Consider the following 20,032-nt stretch of genomic DNA (forward strand, 5'->3'; position numbering starts at 1 on the left):
ATCCACAGCGTCCTGCCAGGTGAATCCCGCGGTGAACGCTTCAGATGCTGAGGTCGAGGCGCCCGTCGGCAGCGGCGGCGGCGGTACGAGCCGCACGACGTTCGTCGGCGGCCGCGGCGAAGAGGGACCCGCCCGAGGAGCGGCCGGAGCCAGTCTGCTGTCCCTGCTGCCCGTGGGAGGAACCCTGCTGTCCCGCACCGAACTGCGCGTCGGCCGAACGGCCCTGCGGCGAACCGGAACCGGTGCTGACGTCGACGGTGGTCTGGGTGAACCCGGAGCCCGACAGCTCCCGCTGCAGGTCGCCGACGGCGGCCTTCAGGGCGTGGCGGGCGGCCTCGGACGCGCCGGCGAGGGAGACGTGCAGCGCTCCCCCGCTGACCTCGGCGGTGATCTTCACCGGCCCCAGGCCCTCCGGGCTGACCTCGACGGTCATCTTGTGCACGGCGTCGACTTCGGGGAGGTCCTCGAGGCGGCCGGCCACCCCGTGCGCGAACGCGGCGGGGTTGGTCAGGGGCAGCGGGACGGGCGGGGTGGAGGCCGCGGCGACCGTCGGGGCGGCGGTGGCCGCGGTGCCGGTGAGCGTCGGGACGGCCGTCGGCAGCGCGGTGGCGCTCGGGTCGACGGCCTGCGGGAGCGGCCTCGCAACGGCGGCGGTCACCGGTGCGGCGATGGGCTGCGCGACGGTCGGGCTCGCGGCCATCACGACGGGCTGCGGCACGGGTGCCTCCCCCGCGGCGGCGCGCGGTGCCGCCGCGACGACCTGGGGGGCGGGCTGCTGCTGCCCGGTCTGACCCTGCTGCTGGCCGGGCTGACCGCTGGTGTCGGCGCCCGACTGGCCGGTGGCGACGGTCGGGACGGCCACGGCTGGCGCCCCGGAGGTCGGGGCGGTCGGCGCCGGGACGTCGGTCGCGACGGGTTTCGCGGTGGCGGCGGTGGCGGCGGCCGGGAGGGTCGGCGCCGCCACGGCGGCAGCCGCGACCGGCTGCGTCGCCACGGAGGTGATGGCCTGACCGGCGTTCTGCGCGGCGGGCTGGTCGGTCAGCACGGCGTTCTTCACGACGTTCTGCGGCAACCCGGTGACGGCGGTCTGCACGGGAGCGGGCACCCCGGCCGGGGTCACCGGCGCCACGGGCGTCGAGGTGACGGTGGCGGCGGCGAGCGCCGCGTCGCCCGGGGTGGCGGGGACGGCGGCTGCGGCCTGCGTGGGGACGGGCACCGCGACGGGTGCGGCGGTCTGAGCCGGCACGGCCTGGGCGGCGACGGGGGTGGTGGGGGCTGCGGCAGGAGCCTGAGCGGGGGCCGTGGTGACCGGCGGGGTCGACGTCGGGAGCTGCGCCGCGGCGGGGGCGGTCTCCCCCACGACCGGCGCGACGACGGGTGTCGCGGCGGGCACGGGCTGCGCGGTGACCCCGTCGGTGGCCGTGACGGTGGCCTGGGTGGCGGGCTGGGTGGTCGCCTCGGTCCGGGGGGTGAGGACGGCGCGCAGGGCGGCGGGCAGACCCAGCAGGGACGGGTCGACGGGGACGGTCGGGACGGTCACCGCGTCGGTGACCTCGTCGGTGACCTTGTCGTTGTCAGTGGTCGCGTCCGTGGCCTCGGGGCGTCCCCCCGTGGCGGCGTCCTTCTTGCCCGTCTTCACGGGGTTCTCGTGTCCGGGTTCCGGACGCTCGGGGCGTTCGGTGCGCTCGGCCGCCTTGGTGACGCGGTCGTCGGCGGGGCGGTCGGTGCGGGCGTCCTCACCGGCCGGGCTGCGCTCGGGAGAGGTCCGCGCGTAGTCGTCCCGGGAGTCCCCGGCGTCTCGGGAGTCCCGCGCGTCCCGCTGGTCACGGGCGGTGGTGCGCAGGTCCTGCACGGCCTGCCCGAAGGAGTCCGCGAAGCTGGAGTCCGACGAGGACGAACGGGAGGGTTCGCGCGGAGCGCCGGTCGGGTAGGGCAACGTCGTCACGGACAGGTTGTTGCTCACGCGGCACTCCCGAGGTCGGCGGTGATCTTCTTGACGTAGTTCTGGGTCTCCGTGAACGGCGGGATGCCGCCGTACTTGCTGACGTTGCCCGGGCCGGCGTTGTAGGCGGCGAGCGCCAGCGACACGGAGCCGAACTTCGTGAGGTTCTGCCCGAGGTACCTGCCGGCCGCGTCGATGGAGGCGAACGGGTCCTTCGGGTCGATGCCGAGGCTCTTGGCCGTGGCGGGCATGAACTGCATGAGACCCGTTGCGCCGGCACCGCTCCGGGCGTTGGCGTTGAACCCGGACTCCTGCTTGGCGACCGCCTTGAGCAATCCGCTGGGCAGGCCGTACTTCGCTTCCGCGGCGGTGAAGGCGGCTTCGTACGGGGCGGACTTCGACGCGGTCGACGAAGCGCTCGAGAGCGAGGCGGGACGCACGTAGCTGGAGGTGTCGGGGGTGGCGAGGCCGGAGAGCAGCGTGGCGGCGGCGACGCCGACCCCGGCCGCGGTGGTGGCGGCGCTCGTCCCGAGGCGGCGGATGGTCATGGGGGTCTCCCAGACCTTGGAGATCTTCACGACGTCACCCGTCTTCGGCGCGTGCAGCATCTTGCCGTCGCCGACGTAGATCCCGATGTGGTGGCCGTTCTCGAGGACGACGAGGTCGCCCGGCTTGGCCTCGGCCAGCGAGGGCACCTCGGTGCCGACGGTGGCCTGCTCGGCCGCGGTGCGCGGCAGGTGGACGCCGATCTGCTGGGCGGCGTACTGGATCAGGCCGGAGCAGTCGAACCCGGAGGGGGTGGTGCCGCCCCACTTGTAGGCGGTGCCGGTGTACTGCTTGGCCGCGGCGAGGAGCTTCTCCCCCGTGTCGCCGGAGCTGAGGGTGCGCAGTCCGCGGTTGACGATGCCCGAGGCGCCGGAGCCGGAGGTGGAGAGCAGGTCGGCGAAGTCGGAGGAGACCGAGGACGACGCCTTGGACGCGACCGAGGAGACCGACGCGGTCGTCTTGGTGGCCTGCGCGGCAACGGTTCCGGAGAACTGCGCGATGCGGGCCTCGATGTCGGAGATGCGGGCCTGGATCTCGGCGACGCTCATTCGGAATCCCCTTCCCGGGCGGCGCGGCGACGTGCCTTCGCGGCGAACTCGGCGACGGTGCGGTCGTCGAGGGACTTCTGGTCGGCGTGCAGCGCGGCCTGTTCCTGGGCGATCTCGTGGCGTTCGACGATGCGTTCCAGGGACCGTTCGGCGCGGCGGGCGCGGGCCCAGGCGGCCTGCTTCTCCCCCAGGTCGATCTCGGCGCGGGCGACGAGGGCCCGGGTGTTGTCGAGGTCGGAGACGAGGGCGGCGCGGCGGGCGACGGCGGCGGTCCAGGCGGCCATCGTCTCGTCGGAGAGGTGGGCCTCGCCGAGTTCGTGGCGGACGCGGGCGGCGCGCTTCTGCTCGTTGCGCAGCACGGCGTTGGCGGCGGCCACGTCGATCTTGATCTGTTCCTGCTGCACCTTGCGCAGCTTGAGCAGCGCCATGATCGCCTTGGTGGCACTCACTGCAGTCCTCCGAAGGTCGAGACGAGTTGCTGCAGCTGCGCCCACGCCTGGGGGGCGGGGGTGATGTCGTGGATGTCCTGGCGCAGGAACGCGTTGATCGCGGGCAGCTGGGCCACCGCCGCGTCGACCTCGGGGTTCGCGCCGGGCTGGTAGGCGCCGACGTCGATGAGCTCCTTGGCGTCGCGGTGGGCGGCCAGCACCCGGCGCAGGGCCGTCGCGGCGGCCTTCTGCTCGGGGGTGGTGACGCGGCCGGCGACGCGGGACACCGACTCGAGGACGTCGATGGTCGGGAAGTGACCGGCCGTGGCGAGCCGGCGGTCCAGCACGACGTGACCGTCGAGGATGGACCGGGCGCTGTCGGCGATGGGTTCGTTGTGGTCGTCGCCGTCGACCAGGACGGTGTAGATCCCGGTGATGGACCCGGTGACCCCGGGGCCGGCGCGTTCCAGCAGGCGCGGCATGAGGGCGAAGACGCTGGGCGGGTAGCCCCGGGTCGCGGGCGGTTCGCCGACGGAGAGGCCGATCTCGCGCTGGGCCATGGCGACGCGGGTGAGGGAGTCCATCATGAGGACGCAGTCGGCGCCCATGTCGCGGAACGACTCCGAGATCGCGGTCGCGGTGAGCGCGGCGCGCAGGCGCAGCACGGGGGCCTCGTCGGAGGTGGCGATGACGACGACGGAGCGGGCGAGTCCTTCGGGGCCGAGGTCGTCCTCGAGGAACTCGCGGACCTCTCGGCCACGTTCACCGACCAGCGCCAGCACGGAGACGTCCGCGGAGGTGCCGCGGGCGATCATCGAGAGCAGCGAGGACTTGCCGACGCCGGAACCGGCGAAGATGCCGAAGCGCTGACCGCGACCGGCGGGCACGAGGGTGTCGAGGGCGCGCACCCCCAGGGACAGGGGTGCGTCGACGCGGCCGCGGGTCATGGCCGGCGGCGGGGTGGCGTGCAGCGGTGCGCGGGGTGCGGCGTGCAGCGGCGGGCCGCCGTCGAGGGGGTTGCCGAGCGCGTCGACGACGCGACCGAGCAGGGCCGCGCCGACGGGGACGTCGGAGGGGCGGCGGGTGGCGGTGGCGGGGGCACCGGCGGCGAGGCCGGTGAGGTGGCCCAGCGGCAGGCAGCGGAGCTTCCCGCCCTCCGCCGCGACGACTTCGGCGGGGATGGAGTGCGTGGCGTCCCCGAGGCGGATGGTCTCGCCGACGGCGGCCTCCAGCCCGGCGACCTCGACGGAGAGCCCGACGATGGCCGAGACCCGGCCGCGGATCTCCGGGGCGGCGGCGCTGACGGCCCGCGCGACCTGCGGCGCGAGGATCTCGCGCACGCCGGCCGCGAGGCGGTCCGACACCAGGGAGGCGGTCATGCCAGGACTCCGGCAGGCCCTTCGTCACCCACGAGTGCGGCCAGGGCCCGGGAGACGCTGGCTCGCAGGCCGGCGTCCACCTCGGTGTCACCCTGGCGCGCGACGGCGTCACCCGGTTGGACGGTGGGGTCTGACTGGTAGCTCACGAGGTCTGCATCGGCCAGAGCGTGGCGACCCTTGAGGCTGTCACCCATCAGGGCGCTCAAGTCGGCGGGGTTGACGCGCACGGTGACGGGTTTCTCGCCCTCCAGCGGCCGCAGCGAGCGCAGGACGGCCTCCTGGACCGGGGAGTCCATGGCGCTGACCTCGCGGTCCAGGACGGCCCCCGCGAGTTCGAGGGCGAGCTCGAGGACGGTGTCGGCGAGCGCCCCGATGGAGGGTTCCCGTTCGGCCCGCAACGCCTCCCCGGCCGCGAAGAGCGCCTCCTCGGCCCGGTTGCGGGACGCGCGGCGTTCCTCGCGTTCCGCGCGGGCCGCCGCGTGGGCGGCCTCGCGCTGGGCGTCGAGCTCGGCGGCGGCCTTCTCCGCCGCCTGGCGCATGCCCGCGGCCCAGCCGGCCGCGTAGCCCTGGGTGCGGGCCTGTTCGCGGACCCGGCGGGCGGTGTCGCTGTCCTCGCGGTCGCCCAGGTCGAGGCCGGTGAAGGCGCGCTCGAACCCGGGGGCGGCGGCCGGGGCCGCCACGAACACCCGCGGGGCGCGGGTGGTCGTGGGCTTGGTGTCGGCGACCTGGAAGGTGTCACGCGACGGAGTCGAGAAGGTGTTACGCGACGAAGTCATCGTCACCACCGCGCGTCAGCACGATCTGACCGGACTCCTCGAGCTGCCGGATGATCGCGACGACCTTCTGCTGGGACTCCTCGACCGCGGACATGCGGACCGGGCCCATGAGCTCGATCTCGTCGATGAGGTTCTCCCGGGCACGTTCGGAGACGTTCTTGAGGATCTTGTCCCGGACGGTCTCGGTGACGCCCTTGAGCGCCGTGGCGAGGTCGGCGGTCTCGACGCCGCGCAGCACGAGCTGGATGGCGCGGTCGTCGAGGGTCGTGATGTCCTCGAAGACGAACATGAGCGCGCGGATCTCCTCGGCCAGGGCGGAGTTCTTGGTCGCCAGGCCTTCCAGGATCGAGCGTTCGGTGCCGCGGTCGGCGCGGTTGATGATGTCGACCAGGGGCTGCACGCCGCCGACGGCGGAGTTCGTCTTCGCCTGGAGCACGGTGGAGGTGCGGCGCTGGACGACGTCCTCGACGAGGCGGACGTACTCGGAGCTGGTCGCCTCCATGGTGGCGATGCGCAGCGCGATGTCGGCCTGCATGTCCGCGCTCAGCCCACCGAGGATCATCGAGGCCTGGTCGGGGCGCAGGTGCGCCACGACCAGGGCGATGGTCTGGGGGTGCTCACCGGTGAGGAAGGTGAGGATCTGCTGCGGGTCGGCCTGGTGCAGGAACTGGAAGGGCTGCACCACGGCCGCCTCGGCGACGCGGCCGAGGACCTCCGCGGCCCCCTCCGCACCCAGGGCGCCCTCGAGGAGGGACTGGGCGAAGTCGAGGCCACCGAGCCCGCCGCGCAGCGGCGAGGCGATCATCCCGTGGAACTCCTCCAGGACGATGCCGGCGATCTCCGGGGAGACCGCACGGAGCCGGAGGATCTCCGCGGTGAGTTCTTCGATCTCAGCGGGTCGCAGGTGGGACAGCACCTTGGCGGCGTTGTCCTGTCCGACCTGCAGGAGCAGGACGGCGGCCTTCTGTGCCCCGGACATGGGGGCGACCTCGAGCTCGGTGGACGACACGGGTCAGGACCTCCGATCGGCGAGCCAGCCGCGGAGCAGTTCCGCGACTTCCTCGGGCTGGCGGGAGACGAGTTCGACGACCTCGGTGCGGCGGGCGGCTGCGGCCTCCAGGGCCGGGTCCACCGGTGCTGCTTCGAGCGCCACCGGCCTTTCGACAGCCGGCGCGATTTCCTTGAGCTCTCCGGTGATGTCACCGAGCTGGAGGGGGTCGACGTCCAGGACGTCCACCGTCTCCACCTTGCGGCGGCGGAAGGCGACGAGGATCACGATCAGCATGATCAGTACCAGGAGCCCGAGAGCGGCGGTCTTGGCGTAGCCGATGTAGGCGTTCTGCTGGTCGGCCTTCTTCGCCTGGGCCAGCTGGGCCTGGGCGTCGGTGGCGGCGGTGGTGTCGAAGGCCGTCTTGACGACGGAGACGGCGTCACCGCGGGTGGCGTCGATCCCCGCCGCCTGGTTGACGATCTGGGTGATCTGGTTGATGTCGGCGGCGCCGGCGGCACCCTTCGCACCGGCGTTGACGACGACCGAGACCGTCTGCTTCTCCAGCTTGCCGGGGGCCTGCTTGGTGGTGGTGTCGGTCCGGTCGATCGAGTTGTTGTTGGTCTCCGAGGCCTTGGAGTACCCGCCGGTCCCGGCGGTCGAGGTGCCGGTCGGGACCGCGATGTTGCCGGGGCCGAGGACACCGGTGGCGGCGTTGGAACCGGAACCGCTGTAGGTCTCGGTGGTCTTGGACTGCGCCAGCGGCGCGATCGTCGTGGGCTGGCTGTACGTCGTCGACTGGGTGGTCTTGTCGTCGTAGTTCAGCGTCGCGTTGACGGTGGCCTTGACGTTGCCGACCCCGTAGATGCCTTCGAGGTAGGTCTGGAGCTTGGCCGTCGCAGCGGTGTTGTAGTCGCTGGTCTTCTCGTTCTGCGCGCTGGAACCGGTGCCGTCGGTGGAGAGGGTGTTGCCCTTGTCGTCGACCACGGAGACGTTCTTCGCGTCCATGCCCGGGACGCCGCCGGCGACCAGGTTGACGATCGAGGTGACGTTGTCGTTGGACAGCGTCTTGCCGGCGCGCAGCTTGACCAGGACCGAGGCGGTCACCGGGTCCTGCTCGTCGAGGAACACGTCCTTCGGCGGGATGGCCAGGTTCACCACGGCGGCGTCGATCCCGTCGATGGAGCCGATGGTCTTCTCCAGCGTCGCCTTCAGGTCCTGCTGGTAGGCCTGCTGCTGGACGAACTCCGAGGCGGTGACGCCCTGCTTGGAGAGCAGCGTGGACCCGGTGCTGGAGCTGGTCTCGGCGGGCAGCCCCGCGCCGGCCATCGTCAGGCGCTCGCTGTCGACGACGTCGGCGGGGACGGCGATCGTCGCGCCGTTGTCGCTGAGCTGGTACTTCACCCCGTCGGCGGTGAGCTTGTCGACGATGGCGCTCGCGTCGGTCCCCGAGAGGTTCGAGAACATCGGCGTGTAGGAGGGCGTGGAGGCCCAGCGGGAGAAGAAGACCGCTCCCCCGATGAGTGCGGCGATCACCGCGATGACGACGGCCTTCTGGCCGGTCGAGAAGGTCCGGAATCCGGAGACGAAGTTCTTGGCGTTCTCGACGATCGCCGCGCTTCCCTTGGCCTTGGCCATCAGACCTGCATCCTCATGATCTCGTTGAAGGCATCGACTGCCTTGTTGCGGATGGCGACGGTGAGCTGGGTGGCCAGCTGGGCCTCGTTGCTGGCGATCATGTAGTCGTGGACGTTGGTGAGGTCACCGGTGGCGGCCTTCACCGCCAGGTCGTCCGACGTGGACTGCAGGCCCTGCAGCTTGTCGATCCCACCGGACAGGAGGGACGCGAAGTCGGTTCCCGAGGTCCCGTCGACCGAGGTGTCGGTGCCCACGCCGCTGATCCCGAGGGCGGAGGGGGTTCCGGTGACCGAGCCGGTGTAGCCGACCCCGGTCCCACCCCCGATCGAGGAGGTCATCTGCGCGTTGTCGGTGTCGGCGATGCCCTGGCCGTAGCCGGTGGCGAGGGTTCCCAGGGTGCTGGCGATGTCGGTGGAGGACCCGATCGCGCCGATCGATTCGATGCTCACGCTCACGCCTTCCCGAGTTGCAGGGCGGCCGTGTAGGCCTCCTTGGCCGTCGTGATGGTCTGCAGGTTCGCCTGGTAGGCGCGCTGGGCCATCATCAGGCTCGTCATCTGGGTGCTCATGTCGATGTCGGGGTACTTCACGTACCCCTGCGCGTCGGCGAGGGGGTTGGTGGGGTCGTACTCCATCCGTCCCGCGGGGCTCCCGGTGACGATGCCGGCGACCTGGGTGCCCTTGCCGTCTCCGGCCTCGGTGGCGACGACGTACTTGGCCTCGTAGGCGGGGTCGGACGTCCTGGTCGCGGTGTTGATGTTCGCCAGGTTGTCGCTGACGGCGTCCATCCACGTGCGGTTGACGGTGACGCCGGTGCCGGCGATGCCGATCGCGTCGAAGATGCTCATGGGGTTTCGCTCCGGATGTCAGGGGACGGGGGTCAGGGGGTGTTCCCCGTCATTGGCTGCTCATCGCGGTGCGCAGCAGCGAGTACTTGGAGTTCAGTGCCGAGAGCACCGTCTGGTAGCTGAGGTTCGTGGAGATGTTGGAGATCGTCTCCTCGTCGAGGTTGACGTTGTTGCCGTCCTCGCGAGTCGGCTCCAGGGACTTCTGCGTGACGATGCCCGAGCTCTGCGCCGAGGACGCGTCGCCGCTGGCGACCGCGCTCTGCAGCTCGCTCTCGAAGGACACCTTGTTCGCCAGGTACTTCGGCGTGTTGATGTTGGCGATGTTGTCGGCGATGGCCCGCTGCCGCGCCTGCAGACCGTTCAACGCCGTGTGCAGCGCGACGCTGGTGAGATCGGACACGAGGCCACCCTCCGTAGGTGATTGCTGGCTCTTGCGTTTGCGAGGTGTTGTGCGAGGTGTTCGGGTGCTCCCTGCGCGACCGTTGCGGTCCCCGGGGCCTGCACACTCCTTCGGCCCATCCAGGCGGGGGCTTGAGCCCGGATGAGTGCGAAACGCCACCGATCACCGGTAGGTCCGCCGAACGGGATCGCACCGTTCACCCGTTCGGCGGCTGACACGAACGGGCAGGCACCCTGAGTGACTGGGAACGCCCTGCCGGGCGCTCCTCCTCGTACTCGTCGTCACCGGTTCGGGCGCAGCCGAGCAGGGGCCCCCGTCGGGCGGGAAGCTCACCGCCCACTGCCGGTGCGACCGGACGGGTGTCACCCGATCGGCCGATCCAGCGGCTCAAGTCCGCGCCGACTCCCGCCGAGGTAGTGGCCATGACCACAGCGGACGAGAGCACTCCAGCGGGAACCGCCGCCCCTGCGGAGGGTTACGACTCGATCGAGCGTTCCCCTGCCGCGCAGGCCGAGGCGGACGGTGAACGTTTCAGCGACGCCGAACTCGGTGGGCTCGCCGTCGAGGCGGACGGGCTCGCCGCCGCCGAACCCGCGCAGCACCGCGCGACCGCTCTCGCCTCGCTGAGCACGGCCCTGCGCACCGCCGCGACCGGCGGTGAGGGGCACCTCGGCCGCTGGGCCGACGCGGACCTCTTCGAGGTCTTCGACGTCGACGCCGCCGTCGCCCCGCTGGACCAGCGCCGCAGCGTCCTGCGCTCCGGTTCGCTGCGCACCATCCTCGTCTTCGCCCCGGTCATGGTGACCTGGGTCGGTCTGCTCTTCGCCGGCCGCGCCTACGGCGGGATGAGCGCCGACGGGGAGGCCGCCGACGGCGAGTCGTTCCTGCAACTGTGGCTCGACGGTTTCGGCGGGCGCACGTTCTTCTCCCTGGACCGCGTCGCGGAGATGGCCGTCCTGCTCATCGCCGGCGCCATCGCGATCAGCGTCGCCACCGACCGCCGTCAGCGCACCGACGAGGTCCAGGCCGCGAGCGCGGACGAGTCCCACCGTCAACTCCTGCGCGGTTTCGCCGCACGCGCCACGGTGGCCCTCGCGCCGCACCGCGCCAACGCCGCCGAGCAGCTCGGCGCGCACTTCGAACGCGGGCTGACGGAGCTGGGTCGCCTCGTGGCGGAGACGATCCGCCTGCACGCCGACACCTCCGCCCTCGTCGCGACCGTCCGCACCTCCAGCGAGACCGCCATCGTCGCCGCGAACGCCGCGAACACCGGCGGCGCCGACGTGGCCCGCGCCGCGCTGGAACTGCAGGGCGCCGTCACCGCGGCGGTCGGCCGTCACGGCGAGCTGATCGCGGCGGATCGCGAGCAGCACACCCGCACGCTGGCGGAGTCGACGCAGACGCTGGTCCACCACCTCGGCCAGGTCCGGGAGGGCACCGCCGAGGCGCTGCGCGAGGGTCTGCAGGGACGCGACCGCGTCCTCTCCGCCGTCGAGGGCGTCAGCGCCTCCGTCGAGCTGCTCTCCAGCGCCACCCGGGAGTCGATGGCCGAGCTGGCCACCTCCGCCTCCGCGATGACCCGGCACAGCGCCGACTTCGGCGAGAAGGTCACCGGCCACGTCGCCGCGCTCTCGAGCACGGCGAAGGAATCGGTGGAGACGATGCACCTCGCGGTCGTGGAGAGCGTCGAGAAGGTCACCCGGATGACCGGCGAGGCGTTCAGCGAGCACGTCTCGGCCTCCGCCGAGCACGCCGCGCAGACGATGGAGACGCTGCGTCGCGACGTCGAGCGCACCTCCTCCGCCGCGGAGTCCGCACTCTCCACCGCCAGTCGCGTGCTGGCCACCGCGGCCGAGTCCGCCGACCGCCGGGTGCGTCACGAGGAGCGCCTCGCGGACCTGCTCACCACCCAGAACGAGGTCCTCGACTCCTGGCGCGGGATCGAGAACCGCCTCGTGGAGGCCGCACACGACATGCGCTCGGTCCCGCGCTGGATGGAGAAGGTGCAGCACGAGCACGCCGACGCGACGGGTCGCGCCCTGCGCAGCATCGGTGCGACCTTGCGCGACGACGTCTCCGGTGCCGTCACCGAGACCCTCGCGATGGCCCAGGACGACCATGTCCGTCAGGTCAACCGCGCCTACCGCGACGCCAGCCGCCAGCTGACCCACGACCTCACCCAGACCCTCGGGTCGGGGCTCGGGACCGTCGTCGACCAGGTGATGGACCGCCTCTCCGACCAGGTCGAGGCCCTGCCCGAGCGGATCGCCTCCGCGACCGCCCGTCAGCAGCGCCAGCACCCCCCCGTGCAGCCTCCGGTCCAGCCGGCTCCGGAGCGTCGCCCGGTGCAGGCCCAGCGTCCGGTCGTCCGTCAGGAACCGCGTCCGGAACCGCGCCCGGAACCACGTCAGGAACCCCGTCCCGAACCGCGCGTCGAGCGCGCACCCCAGCCCCGGGTCGAGCCCCGGGTCGAGGAGCGCCGCCCGGTCCGGGCGGCCGAGCCCGAGGTCGAGGAGCAGTTCGTGGCGGTCGCGCCCCGCACGCTGCAGGCCCTCGCGGCCCGCCGCTACTCCCGGGCCGGCCAGTGAGGCGCCACGGCCGCGGCGCGCTGCGCCCGCGGAACAAGGAGAACGCCGCCATCGGCCTCGCGGGCTGGGTGTTCGCCGACGCCCTCCTGGCCCTCACGATCATCGGTCTCGCCGCCGGGGGTGCCGTGCACGCCGGGGTCGGGGAGGCCACGGCCGTCGCGGCCACGGTGGCGCCCACCGCCACCCCGACCGCGGCGCCCACGCCGGTCCCCACGGTCACCGTGACCGCCGCGCCGCTCCCGGTAGACGTACCCACGATGCCGGCCGGTGTCGCCCAGGCTCCGGTCGTGCTGGACGTCAACGTCGGCGGGGCCGACGACGAGGCGATCCGCGCCTCGGTGGCCGGGGCCGTCGGTGACCTCGCCGCCCAGGGACGCCGCGCCGCGTTCGTGCTGACCTTCGGCACCGCCGGCACCCCCGGTGCGGGCACCGCGCTGGCCCGCCGGGTCAACGCCCAGCTCGACGTCGCCGCCCCGAACGTGTTCACCGGGTCGGGCAAGCGCGACTTCTGGCGGGCCGTGAACGCCGACGCCCCCCAGGCCGGGGTCGTCCAGCTGGAGCTTTACCTCATCCAGCAGTGACCCGCTGAACCGAGAAGCCGTGATCATGCAGGGAATCCCTGCATGATCACGGCTCTTCGCGTCGATGGGTGGGTCAGTGGACGAAGGCGTGGTAGCTGGTCAGCAACCAGGGCACGGCGACGGCCAGCGTGGGCCCGCCGAGCACGAGCGCCGCGGCCACGTAGGTCGCCAGCGAGAGTCCGCGGGTGGCGGGGCGGGCGGCGAGTCGCCGCACCCGGGCGAGGGCGGCCGAGCCGAGCGGCATCTCCGACACCCCGTCCGGCTGGCCCGCGAGCGCGACCAGCGCGCGGGCCAGGGGCAGCGATCCGGTGTGGCGGCGGGCGGAGTCGTCGGCGAGCATCTCCACGAGCAGTCGCACGGAGTCGAGCGCGGCCTGGCTGGAGACGAAGCGCGGGAACGCGGCGTGCAGGGCGGTGAAGCCCTCGAGGACGAGGTCGTGGCGGGCGCGCAGGTGGGCCCGTTCGTGGGCCAGGACCGCGCGCACCTCCTCGGGGGTCAGGCAGTTGAGCATGGCGTCGGAGACGACGACGCGGGAGCGCACCCCGGGGACGCAGTAGGCGACGCGGCCGGGTCCGGTGAGCACCCGCACCCCGGCCTGGGAGAGCAGGGCGGCGTCGATCTCGCCGGTTGACTCCTTGCGGTGCAACAGGTCCACCATGTCGCGGTGGCGGTTGCGGCGTCGCCGGGTGCGGATGCCGACGAGGGTCGCGACGACCCAGAACCGCACGGTGACGATGGCCACGAGCGTGGAGGTGAGCCCGATGAGGGTCGTCTGGACGGGGCCGTGGCGCTCGAGGAAGGGGAAGCCGGGCTCCTCGGTGAAGAGCAGCGAGAGCGAGGCGAGGCCGGCGCCGAGGGTGGCGAGGACGGCGCCGAGGGCGATCGCCTGCCACAGCACCAGGGCGGCTCGGGGCACCTGCCAGGTCCAGCGGGCACGGGCCAGCAGCGCCGGCGCCGGACCCGCCAGGAGCAGCGCCAGCGCTGCGAACCAGACGGCGGTCACGCCACGAACCTACGGGGTCGCCTAGGCGGTGGTGGTCGCGTCCCCGGTCTGGTCGGTCCCCGCCATCGCGTCCAGGGCCTCGCGCAGCGCGGCAGCCTCGGCGGGCGAGACACCGCCGATGAAGTGGACGAGCGCGGCCTGGCGGTCGTCGACGGAGGGCACTCCCCCGAGGGCGTCGAGCATGAGGTCGGCGACCATCTGCTCGCGGGTGGCGGCGGGGGTGTAGCGGAAGGCGCGACCCTCGCGCTCCTGGCGCACGACGTGCTTCTTGGCGAGGCGGTCGAGCACGGTCATGACCGTCGTGTAGGCGATCTTGCGGTGCTCGGCGAGCTGCTCGTGGACCTCGCGGACCGTGAGGGGCGTACCGGCCGCCCACAGCCGGTCCATGACGTCGCGTTCGAGTTCTCCCAGGGCCACGGGGTGGATGTTACGTCAACCACACCGCCGAACGCGAGCCGTCGTACTACCGATTGAAGTACTACAGTTAGTCGTAGTACGACAGGACGTCGTAGGAAGGCCAGGAACCAGCCGTGAGCATCGAATCGCTGACCCGTCTGCAGTTCGCCGTGACGACGCTGTACCACTACCTCTTCGTGCCGCTCTCGATCAGCCTCGCGCTCTTCACCGCGATCCTGCAGACCGCGCACCTGCGCGTCGAGGCGAGGACCGGGAGCGACCGCTACGGCCGGCTCTCGTTGCTGACCGGCAAGCTCATGATGATCACCTTCGCCGTGGGCGTCGTGACCGGCCTGGTCCAGGAGTTCCAGTTCGGCCTCTCCTGGAGCGCGTTCGCCCGCTTCTACGGCGACGTGTTCGGGCCCACCCTGGCCATCGAGGGGATGCTCGCCTTCTTCCTCGAGGCGACCTTCATCGGCCTGTGGTGGTTCGGCCGCGACCGGCTGCCGAAGTACGTGCACCTCGCGACGATCTGGATCGTCGCGATCGGCACCGCCATCTCCGCCTTCGTCATCCTCGCGGCCAACTCCTTCATGCAGAACCCCGTCGCCTACAGCATCGACGCGGCCACCGGCCGCGCGCGGCTCGGCAGCTTCGAGGACCTGCTGACCAACGAGCTGAACCTCGCCGCCTTCCCCCACACCTACGCCGGTGCCGTCATGGCCGGCGGCGCCCTCGTCATGGCCGTCGGGGTCTGGCACCTGCTGCGCGGGGGCCACGACGTGACCTCCGAGGAGTTCGCCGCGTTCCGCACGCTGTCCCGCTTCGGCGCCTGGTTCACCCTCGTCGCCGGCGCCGGGGTCGCCCTCAGCGGCGACGCCCTCGGCAAGGTCATCACCGCCGTCCAGCCGATGAAGATGGCTGCGGCGGAAGGGCTCTACCGGACCACGACGGGCGCGCCGTTCTCGATCTTCTCCTACGCCCCGCTCGGCTCCGACCGCCCGACCTTCGCCCTCGAGGTCCCCGGCTTTCTCTCCTTCCTGGCCAAGGGGTCCTTCTCCTCCACGGTCCTCGGCCTCAAGGACCTGCAGGACTCCTACTCCGCGCAGTTCGGTGCGGGCGACTACATCCCCTGGGTGCCGGTCGCGTTCTGGAGCTTCCGCCTCATGATCGGCGTCGGGATGACCGCCGCGATGATCGCCCTGGTCCACCTCTGGGTCACCCGGAAGTCGGTCGTCCTGAACCCCGACCCGCGCCTGGCCCGCGGGATCCTCTGGACCCTGCCGGTCCTCCCGCTGATGCCGCTGTTCGCGAACTCCTTCGGCTGGATCTTCACCGAGACCGCCCGCCAGCCGTGGCTGGTGTTCGGGTTGTTCAAGACCGCCGACGGTGTCTCCCCCGGGCTGACCTGGGCCGAGGTCGCCACCAGCCTGATCGCCTTCACCCTCGTCTACGGCGCGCTGGCCTGGGCCTGGACGCTGCTGGTGACCCGCCTCGTGCGCAAGGGGCTCCCGTCGATGCCCGTGCCCCAGGCGGAAGACGAAGAAGCAGTCGAGCCCTACGCCGTGAGCTACTGAGGAGAGAGTGATGGACCTCCCCGTCATCTGGTTCGCCATCGCCGTCCTGGCCTGGGTCCTCTTCTTCGTCCTGGAGGGGTTCGACTTCGGCGTCGGGTTCCTCGGGCCGCTGCTGGGCCGCACCGACGCCGAACGCGGCGCCGCGATCCGGACCGTCGGCCCCGTCTGGGACGGCAACGAGGTGTGGCTGGTCGCCGCGATCGGCGTCACCTTCGCCGCCTTCCCCGACTGGTACGCCGCCCTCCTCTCCGGCCTCTACCTGCCGATGATCGCGATCCTGCTGCTGCTGGCCGTGCGTGGCGTCGCCATCGAGTTCCGCGGCAAGCACGACACCGCGAGCTGGCACCTGCGCTGCGACGTGTTCCTCGCCACCTCCTCGCTGCTGCTGGCCGCGACCTGGGGCGCGGTCCTCGGCGCGCTCGTCGTCGGCCTCGCCCTCGACCCCGGCGGGAACGTGCAGGGCGCCGGGCTGGGCCGCTCCCTGGCCCCCGTCCTCGGACCCTGGGCCGTGCTCGGCGGTTTCGCCGGCGTGCTGCTGACCACCGTGCACGGGGCGACGTTCCTGGCCCTGCGCACCACCGGCCCCGTGCGCGCCCGGGCCCGTCACCTCACCGTCGCCACCGCCCCCGCGCTGGCCGTCATCGCCCTGGCCCTGTTCATCGCCGCCGGGCACGCCGCCGTCGCCGGCGCGCTGGCCTTGCTGGCGGTCGCCGCGGTCGCCGCCTGGCGGCGCGCGGAGGTGCTGGCCTTCGCGGCGACGTCGCTCGCGGTCGCGGGTAGCGTCGTGGCGGTGTTCACCGCCCACCTCGGCTCCACCTGGGTGCTCCTGCCCAGCACGCTGTCGAGCGCGAACGACGTGACCCTGCGGGGTGCGGCGGCCTCCGAGGGGGCACTGCACCTCATCACCGTCGCCGGGGTGATCGTCCTGCCCGCGGTCATCGCCTACCAGGTCTGGTCCTACGTCGTGTTCCGCAAGCGGGTCCACACCGGGTTCGCGACGACGTCCCGCCCACGTCGGGTGCCCGTGACCCGGTGAGCCCGCGATCCAGAGGACCCGTCGACCCCCGATTGCTCCGCCACGCCCGCCCGGCCCGGGCCGGGATCGCCGCGATCGGCGTCGTCGAGGCCGTCTCCGCGGGACTGCTCCTCGCCCAGGCCCTCGCCCTGACCGATCTCGTCGTGGCGCTGTGGCGGGGAGCCCCGGCCTCCGGCGCCCTCGGGGTGCTGGTCGCCGCGGTCGCCGGGCGGGTCGTGACCAGTTGGGCCGCAGCCCGTCTGGCCCAGCGGACGGCGAGCGCCGTCCGCAGCGACCTGCGCGAGCAGGTGCTGGCCCGCACGCTGGCGCTGGGCCCCGCGTGGGTCGAGCGGTTCGGGCGGGCCCGGCTCTCCGCGGTGCTGACCCAGGGCCTGCCCGCCCTCGACGCCTGGTTCACCCGCTACCTCCCGGCGCTGGTGCCGGGGGTGCTGCTGCCGCCGCTGGTGCTGGTGGTCCTGGCGTTCACCGACCTGGAGTCGGCGATCACCGTCGCCGTGACGCTGCCGCTGATCCCGGTCTTCGCGATCCTGCTGGGCCGCGCGGCCCAGTCCCGCGCGGACCGGCAGTGGTCGGCGCAGCGGACGCTGGCGGCGCACTTCCTCGACACCGTCCGCGGGCTGCCGACCCTGCGCGCGCACCGCCGCGCGCAGCGTCAGGTCGGCGCCGTCGCCGCCGTCACCGACGCCCACCGCCGGGCGACGATGTCGGTGCTGCGCATCGCGTTCCTCTCCTCCACCGCCCTCGACCTCGTCGGGACGCTGTCGGTCGGCCTCGTCGCCGTGACCGCCGGGATGCGCCTGGCCGGCGGGACCCTCGACCTGCACACCGCCCTGCTGGTGATCCTGCTGGCGCCTGAGGCCTACCGGCCGCTGCGCGAGGTGGGTGCCCGCTTCCACGACTCCGCCGACGCCGCCGCCGTCGTCGACGACGTCGACCAGGTGCTCACCGCGCCCTTGCCGGTTCTCGGGTCGGGCCCCGCCGCAGGCTCTGCCGAGGGGGTCCGGCTGCGCGGGATCACGGTGCGGCGCGCGGACTCCACCTCCGTCCTCGACGGGGTCGACCTCGACGCCGTCCCCGGCGAGCTGCACGCCCTCGCCGGCCCCTCGGGGGCGGGCAAGACGACCCTGGCCCGGGTCGCGGCCGGTGTCCTGGTCCCCGACGCGGGCTCCGTCGAGCACGGTCTGGACGGGGTCGCGCACCTCCCCCAGCGCCCGGCCTTCCCCTACGCGAGCACGGTCGGGGACGCCGTCCGCGCCGGTCGTGGCACCCCCGACGTGTCCGACGACGACGTCCGCCACGCCCTCGACCTCGCCGCCGCGCCCGAGCTGAGCCTCGACACCCCGCTCGGGGAGAACGCCGCGGGGCTCTCCGCGGGCCAGCGCCAGCGGGTCGCCCTGGCCCGCACCTTCCTCGCGGTCCGCTGCGGTGCACGGGTCCTCGTCCTCGACGAGCCGACCGCCCACCTGGACCCGGTGAGCGAAGCCGTCGTCGTGGACTCCCTGCGCTCCCTCGCCCACGACGAGGGCTGCACCGTCCTCGTCGTCGCCCACCGCCCCGCTCTGCTGGCCGCCGCGGACCGCACGACCACCCTCACCCGTCCCGTCCCCGCCGTCCCCGCGGAAACAACACTTTCCGCCCCCCGCGCAGCCCCTTCGAGGGCGGAAAGTGTTGTTTCCGCCGGGGACCGGGGACCGCGTCGGGAGGCCGGGGCCCTGGCCGTGGTCGCGGGTGTGGCGGCCGTCCTGGCCGCGGCGACCCTGACCGCCGCCGCGACGTGGCTCATCGTCCGGGCCGCGGACCGTCCGCCCGTGCTGACCCTGTCGGTGGCGGCCGTGGTCGTGCGCGCGAGCGCCACCGCGCGGCCCCTGCTGGTCTACGTCGAGCGACTGCTGAGCCACGACGCCGCCTTCGCCCGCTTGGCGCGCTGGCGCTCCGGCGTGATCGCCGCCCTCATCCCGCGCCTGCCAGGCCCGTTGTCCCGCAAGCGGTCCGGACGGTCCGGGGAACTGCTCGTGCAGCTCGTCGAGGACGTCGACGCCCGGGTCGACGGGGTGCTGCGCTTCCGTCACCCGGTCACCGTGACGCTGGCCGCGCTCGTCCTCGCCCTGCTCGCCGCGACGCTGGTGGACCCCTGGTTCGCGCTCGCCGCGCTCCCGGGTCTGGCGGTCCTGGTGCTCGCCGCGCCCGCCGTGGCGGCCTTCGCCGAGCGCCGCGACCACGACCACCGCGCCGACGTCGGGGCCCTGGCGGCCGCGACGGTGGAGACGCTCGACGCGGTCGAGGACCTGCGCACCCTCGGTGCTGTCGACCCGCTGGACACGGTACGCCGCAGGCAGTCCGCACTGACCCGGGCCGAGACCCGGCAGTCCCGCGCTGCGGCCGCGACGGCCGCGCTGGCCGCGCTCGGGACCGGCGCCGGCATCGTCGCGCTCGCCGTCACGGCCTCGCTGCTGCCCCGCGACGGGAACCCCGCGTGGATCGCCGCGGTCGTCCTCGCCGGGGTGACCGTCGCCGACGCGGCCCGTGGCCTGCCCGACGCCGCCCGTGCCCGGGAAAGGGCCCGCGCGGCCCACCGCCGCAGCGAGGCCCTGCTGGCCACACCCCTCGCCGCGGTCGAACCCATTGCGCCGCAGCCGTTGGGTGCACCCCAGCGGGTGGTCGTGAGGCTGCGCGGGGTCGTCGCCGGCTGGGAGGAGGACTGCCTGCGCGGCGTGGACCTCGACCTGGTCGCCGGTGAGGTCGTCGCCGTCCGCGGCGCGTCGGGGTCGGGCAAGTCCACCCTCGCCGCGGTGCTGCAACGCTTCCTCGACCCCCACACCGGGAGCGCGACCCTGGACGGCGTCGAGCTGCGCACGCTGACCGGTGACGACGTCCGCACCGTCGTCGGCCGCGTCGGCGACGACGAGCACGTCTTCGCGACGACGCTGCGCGAGAACCTGCTGCTCGCTGCCTCCGGGTCCGACGACGACGCGCTGCGCGCCGCCCTGCACCGCGTCCGCCTCGACGACTGGTTCACCGCCCTGCCCCGGGGACTGGACTCCCGCCTGGGCGACGGCGGGGAGCCGATGTCCGGTGGGGAACGGCGACGGCTCGCTATGGCCCGCGCCCTGCTCGGCGACGTCCGGGTCCTGGTCCTCGACGAACCCTCCGAGGGCCTCGACGAGGAGACCGGTGCGCGACTGCTCGCGGACCTCCTCGACGCCCGGGGCGGGCAGGCCGTGCTGCTGCTGGCCCACCGCACCGAGGGCGTGGACCGGGCCGACCGGGTGCTCGACCTGGTCGACGGGAAGCTGGTCGAGGCCCCGGTCCTCACCCGATCGGTCTAGTCACAACTGTCCACCGTTGGTTCATCCGTGGTT

Annotated in this window: 17 protein-coding genes; 5 read left to right on the plus strand and 12 right to left on the minus strand. The window is 73.1% G+C overall.

Going from position 1 to position 20,032, the window contains the following annotated elements:
- Window positions 1–40: 40 nt before the first annotated feature.
- The 10 genes from OG218_RS02995 to flgB are packed head-to-tail and all read right to left on the minus strand — an operon-like array spanning window position 41 to window position 9,492.
- On the minus strand, window positions 41–1,963 hold the full coding sequence (locus OG218_RS02995) for a flagellar hook-length control protein FliK (RefSeq protein WP_328291718.1): 1,923 nt from the start codon (window positions 1,961–1,963) through the stop codon (window positions 41–43).
- Window positions 1,960–3,036, minus strand: coding sequence for a transglycosylase SLT domain-containing protein (locus OG218_RS03000; RefSeq protein ID WP_328291719.1), 1,077 nt, complete (start codon window positions 3,034–3,036; stop codon window positions 1,960–1,962). Before OG218_RS03000 ends, OG218_RS02995 begins: the two co-directional genes overlap by 4 nt.
- Window positions 3,033–3,485 carry a hypothetical protein gene (locus OG218_RS03005; RefSeq protein ID WP_328291720.1) on the minus strand — a complete coding sequence of 151 codons (453 nt, stop codon included), beginning with the start codon at window positions 3,483–3,485 and terminating at the stop codon, window positions 3,033–3,035. The genes OG218_RS03000 and OG218_RS03005 overlap by 4 nt, the downstream gene beginning before the upstream one ends.
- Entirely contained in the window at window positions 3,482–4,843 is a 1,362-nt protein-coding gene (locus tag OG218_RS03010; RefSeq protein ID WP_328291721.1) for a FliI/YscN family ATPase, read from the minus strand. Before OG218_RS03010 ends, OG218_RS03005 begins: the two co-directional genes overlap by 4 nt.
- Complete coding sequence (locus OG218_RS03015; RefSeq protein ID WP_328291722.1) at window positions 4,840–5,619, minus strand: FliH/SctL family protein; 780 nt, start codon at window positions 5,617–5,619, stop codon at window positions 4,840–4,842. Before OG218_RS03015 ends, OG218_RS03010 begins: the two co-directional genes overlap by 4 nt.
- Window positions 5,603–6,628, minus strand: coding sequence for a flagellar motor switch protein FliG (fliG, locus tag OG218_RS03020; protein ID WP_328291723.1), 1,026 nt, complete (start codon window positions 6,626–6,628; stop codon window positions 5,603–5,605). The genes OG218_RS03015 and fliG overlap by 17 nt, the downstream gene beginning before the upstream one ends.
- Window positions 6,629–6,631: 3 nt before the next feature.
- Window positions 6,632–8,245: a flagellar basal-body MS-ring/collar protein FliF gene (gene fliF, locus OG218_RS03025; protein ID WP_328291724.1), complete on the minus strand. Its 1,614-nt coding sequence runs from the start codon at window positions 8,243–8,245 to the stop codon at window positions 6,632–6,634.
- The gene (gene fliE / locus OG218_RS03030; protein ID WP_328291725.1) at window positions 8,245–8,694 is read right to left on the minus strand and encodes a flagellar hook-basal body complex protein FliE; all 450 of its coding nucleotides are present in this window, start codon (window positions 8,692–8,694) and stop codon (window positions 8,245–8,247) included. Before fliE ends, fliF begins: the two co-directional genes overlap by 1 nt.
- Before the next feature lie 2 nt (window positions 8,695–8,696).
- Window positions 8,697–9,092, minus strand: coding sequence for a flagellar basal body rod protein FlgC (flgC, locus tag OG218_RS03035; RefSeq protein WP_328291726.1), 396 nt, complete (start codon window positions 9,090–9,092; stop codon window positions 8,697–8,699).
- 49 nt (window positions 9,093–9,141) lie between these two features.
- Window positions 9,142–9,492 (minus strand): flagellar basal body rod protein FlgB, encoded by a 351-nt coding sequence (flgB, locus tag OG218_RS03040; protein WP_328291727.1) that lies wholly within the window; start codon window positions 9,490–9,492, stop codon window positions 9,142–9,144.
- A gap of 422 nt (window positions 9,493–9,914) precedes the next feature.
- On the opposite strand from flgB, the gene OG218_RS03045 reads away from it, so the two are divergent.
- Window positions 9,915–12,080, plus strand: coding sequence for a hypothetical protein (locus OG218_RS03045; protein ID WP_328291728.1), 2,166 nt, complete (start codon window positions 9,915–9,917; stop codon window positions 12,078–12,080).
- Window positions 12,077–12,661 carry a hypothetical protein gene (locus tag OG218_RS03050; RefSeq protein ID WP_328291729.1) on the plus strand — a complete coding sequence of 195 codons (585 nt, stop codon included), beginning with the start codon at window positions 12,077–12,079 and terminating at the stop codon, window positions 12,659–12,661. Before OG218_RS03045 ends, OG218_RS03050 begins: the two co-directional genes overlap by 4 nt.
- A gap of 73 nt (window positions 12,662–12,734) precedes the next feature.
- On the opposite strand, the gene OG218_RS03055 is transcribed toward OG218_RS03050, so the two are convergent.
- Complete coding sequence (locus OG218_RS03055; protein WP_328291730.1) at window positions 12,735–13,664, minus strand: M56 family metallopeptidase; 930 nt, start codon at window positions 13,662–13,664, stop codon at window positions 12,735–12,737.
- A gap of 21 nt (window positions 13,665–13,685) precedes the next feature.
- Window positions 13,686–14,081: a BlaI/MecI/CopY family transcriptional regulator gene (locus OG218_RS03060; protein WP_328291731.1), complete on the minus strand. Its 396-nt coding sequence runs from the start codon at window positions 14,079–14,081 to the stop codon at window positions 13,686–13,688.
- Window positions 14,082–14,194: 113 nt separating this feature from the next.
- Between OG218_RS03060 and OG218_RS03065 the strand changes: the two genes are divergently transcribed.
- From OG218_RS03065 to cydD, 3 genes are read left to right on the plus strand one after another with little or no spacing between them, the layout of a single operon-like run.
- Window positions 14,195–15,637, plus strand: a complete 1,443-nt coding sequence (locus tag OG218_RS03065; RefSeq protein WP_328291732.1) for a cytochrome ubiquinol oxidase subunit I — start codon at window positions 14,195–14,197, stop codon at window positions 15,635–15,637.
- Between the two features lie 10 nt (window positions 15,638–15,647).
- A complete protein-coding gene (gene cydB, locus OG218_RS03070) occupies window positions 15,648–16,673 on the plus strand; it encodes a cytochrome d ubiquinol oxidase subunit II (protein ID WP_328291733.1) in 1,026 nt (341 codons plus the stop codon).
- Window positions 16,670–19,999 (plus strand): thiol reductant ABC exporter subunit CydD, encoded by a 3,330-nt coding sequence (cydD, locus tag OG218_RS03075; RefSeq protein WP_328291734.1) that lies wholly within the window; start codon window positions 16,670–16,672, stop codon window positions 19,997–19,999. Before cydB ends, cydD begins: the two co-directional genes overlap by 4 nt.
- The last annotated feature ends 33 nt before the right edge of the window (window positions 20,000–20,032 follow it).

It is taken from the genome of Kineococcus sp. NBC_00420, assembly GCF_036021035.1.
Classification (GTDB): Bacteria; Actinomycetota; Actinomycetes; order Actinomycetales; family Kineococcaceae; genus Kineococcus.

Coding starts and splice junctions, on each gene's coding strand:
- OG218_RS03000 (WP_328291719.1), bottom strand. CDS start 3,036: ATGAGCGTCGCCGAGATCCAGGCCCGCATCTCCGACATCGAGGCCCGC.
- OG218_RS03010 (WP_328291721.1), bottom strand. CDS start 4,843: ATGACCGCCTCCCTGGTGTCGGACCGCCTCGCGGCCGGCGTGCGCGAG.
- OG218_RS03015 (WP_328291722.1), bottom strand. CDS start 5,619: ATGACTTCGTCGCGTAACACCTTCTCGACTCCGTCGCGTGACACCTTC.
- fliF (WP_328291724.1), bottom strand. CDS start 8,245: ATGGCCAAGGCCAAGGGAAGCGCGGCGATCGTCGAGAACGCCAAGAAC.
- flgC (WP_328291726.1), bottom strand. CDS start 9,092: ATGAGCATCTTCGACGCGATCGGCATCGCCGGCACCGGCGTCACCGTC.
- OG218_RS03045 (WP_328291728.1), top strand. CDS start 9,915: ATGACCACAGCGGACGAGAGCACTCCAGCGGGAACCGCCGCCCCTGCG.
- cydB (WP_328291733.1), top strand. CDS start 15,648: ATGGACCTCCCCGTCATCTGGTTCGCCATCGCCGTCCTGGCCTGGGTC.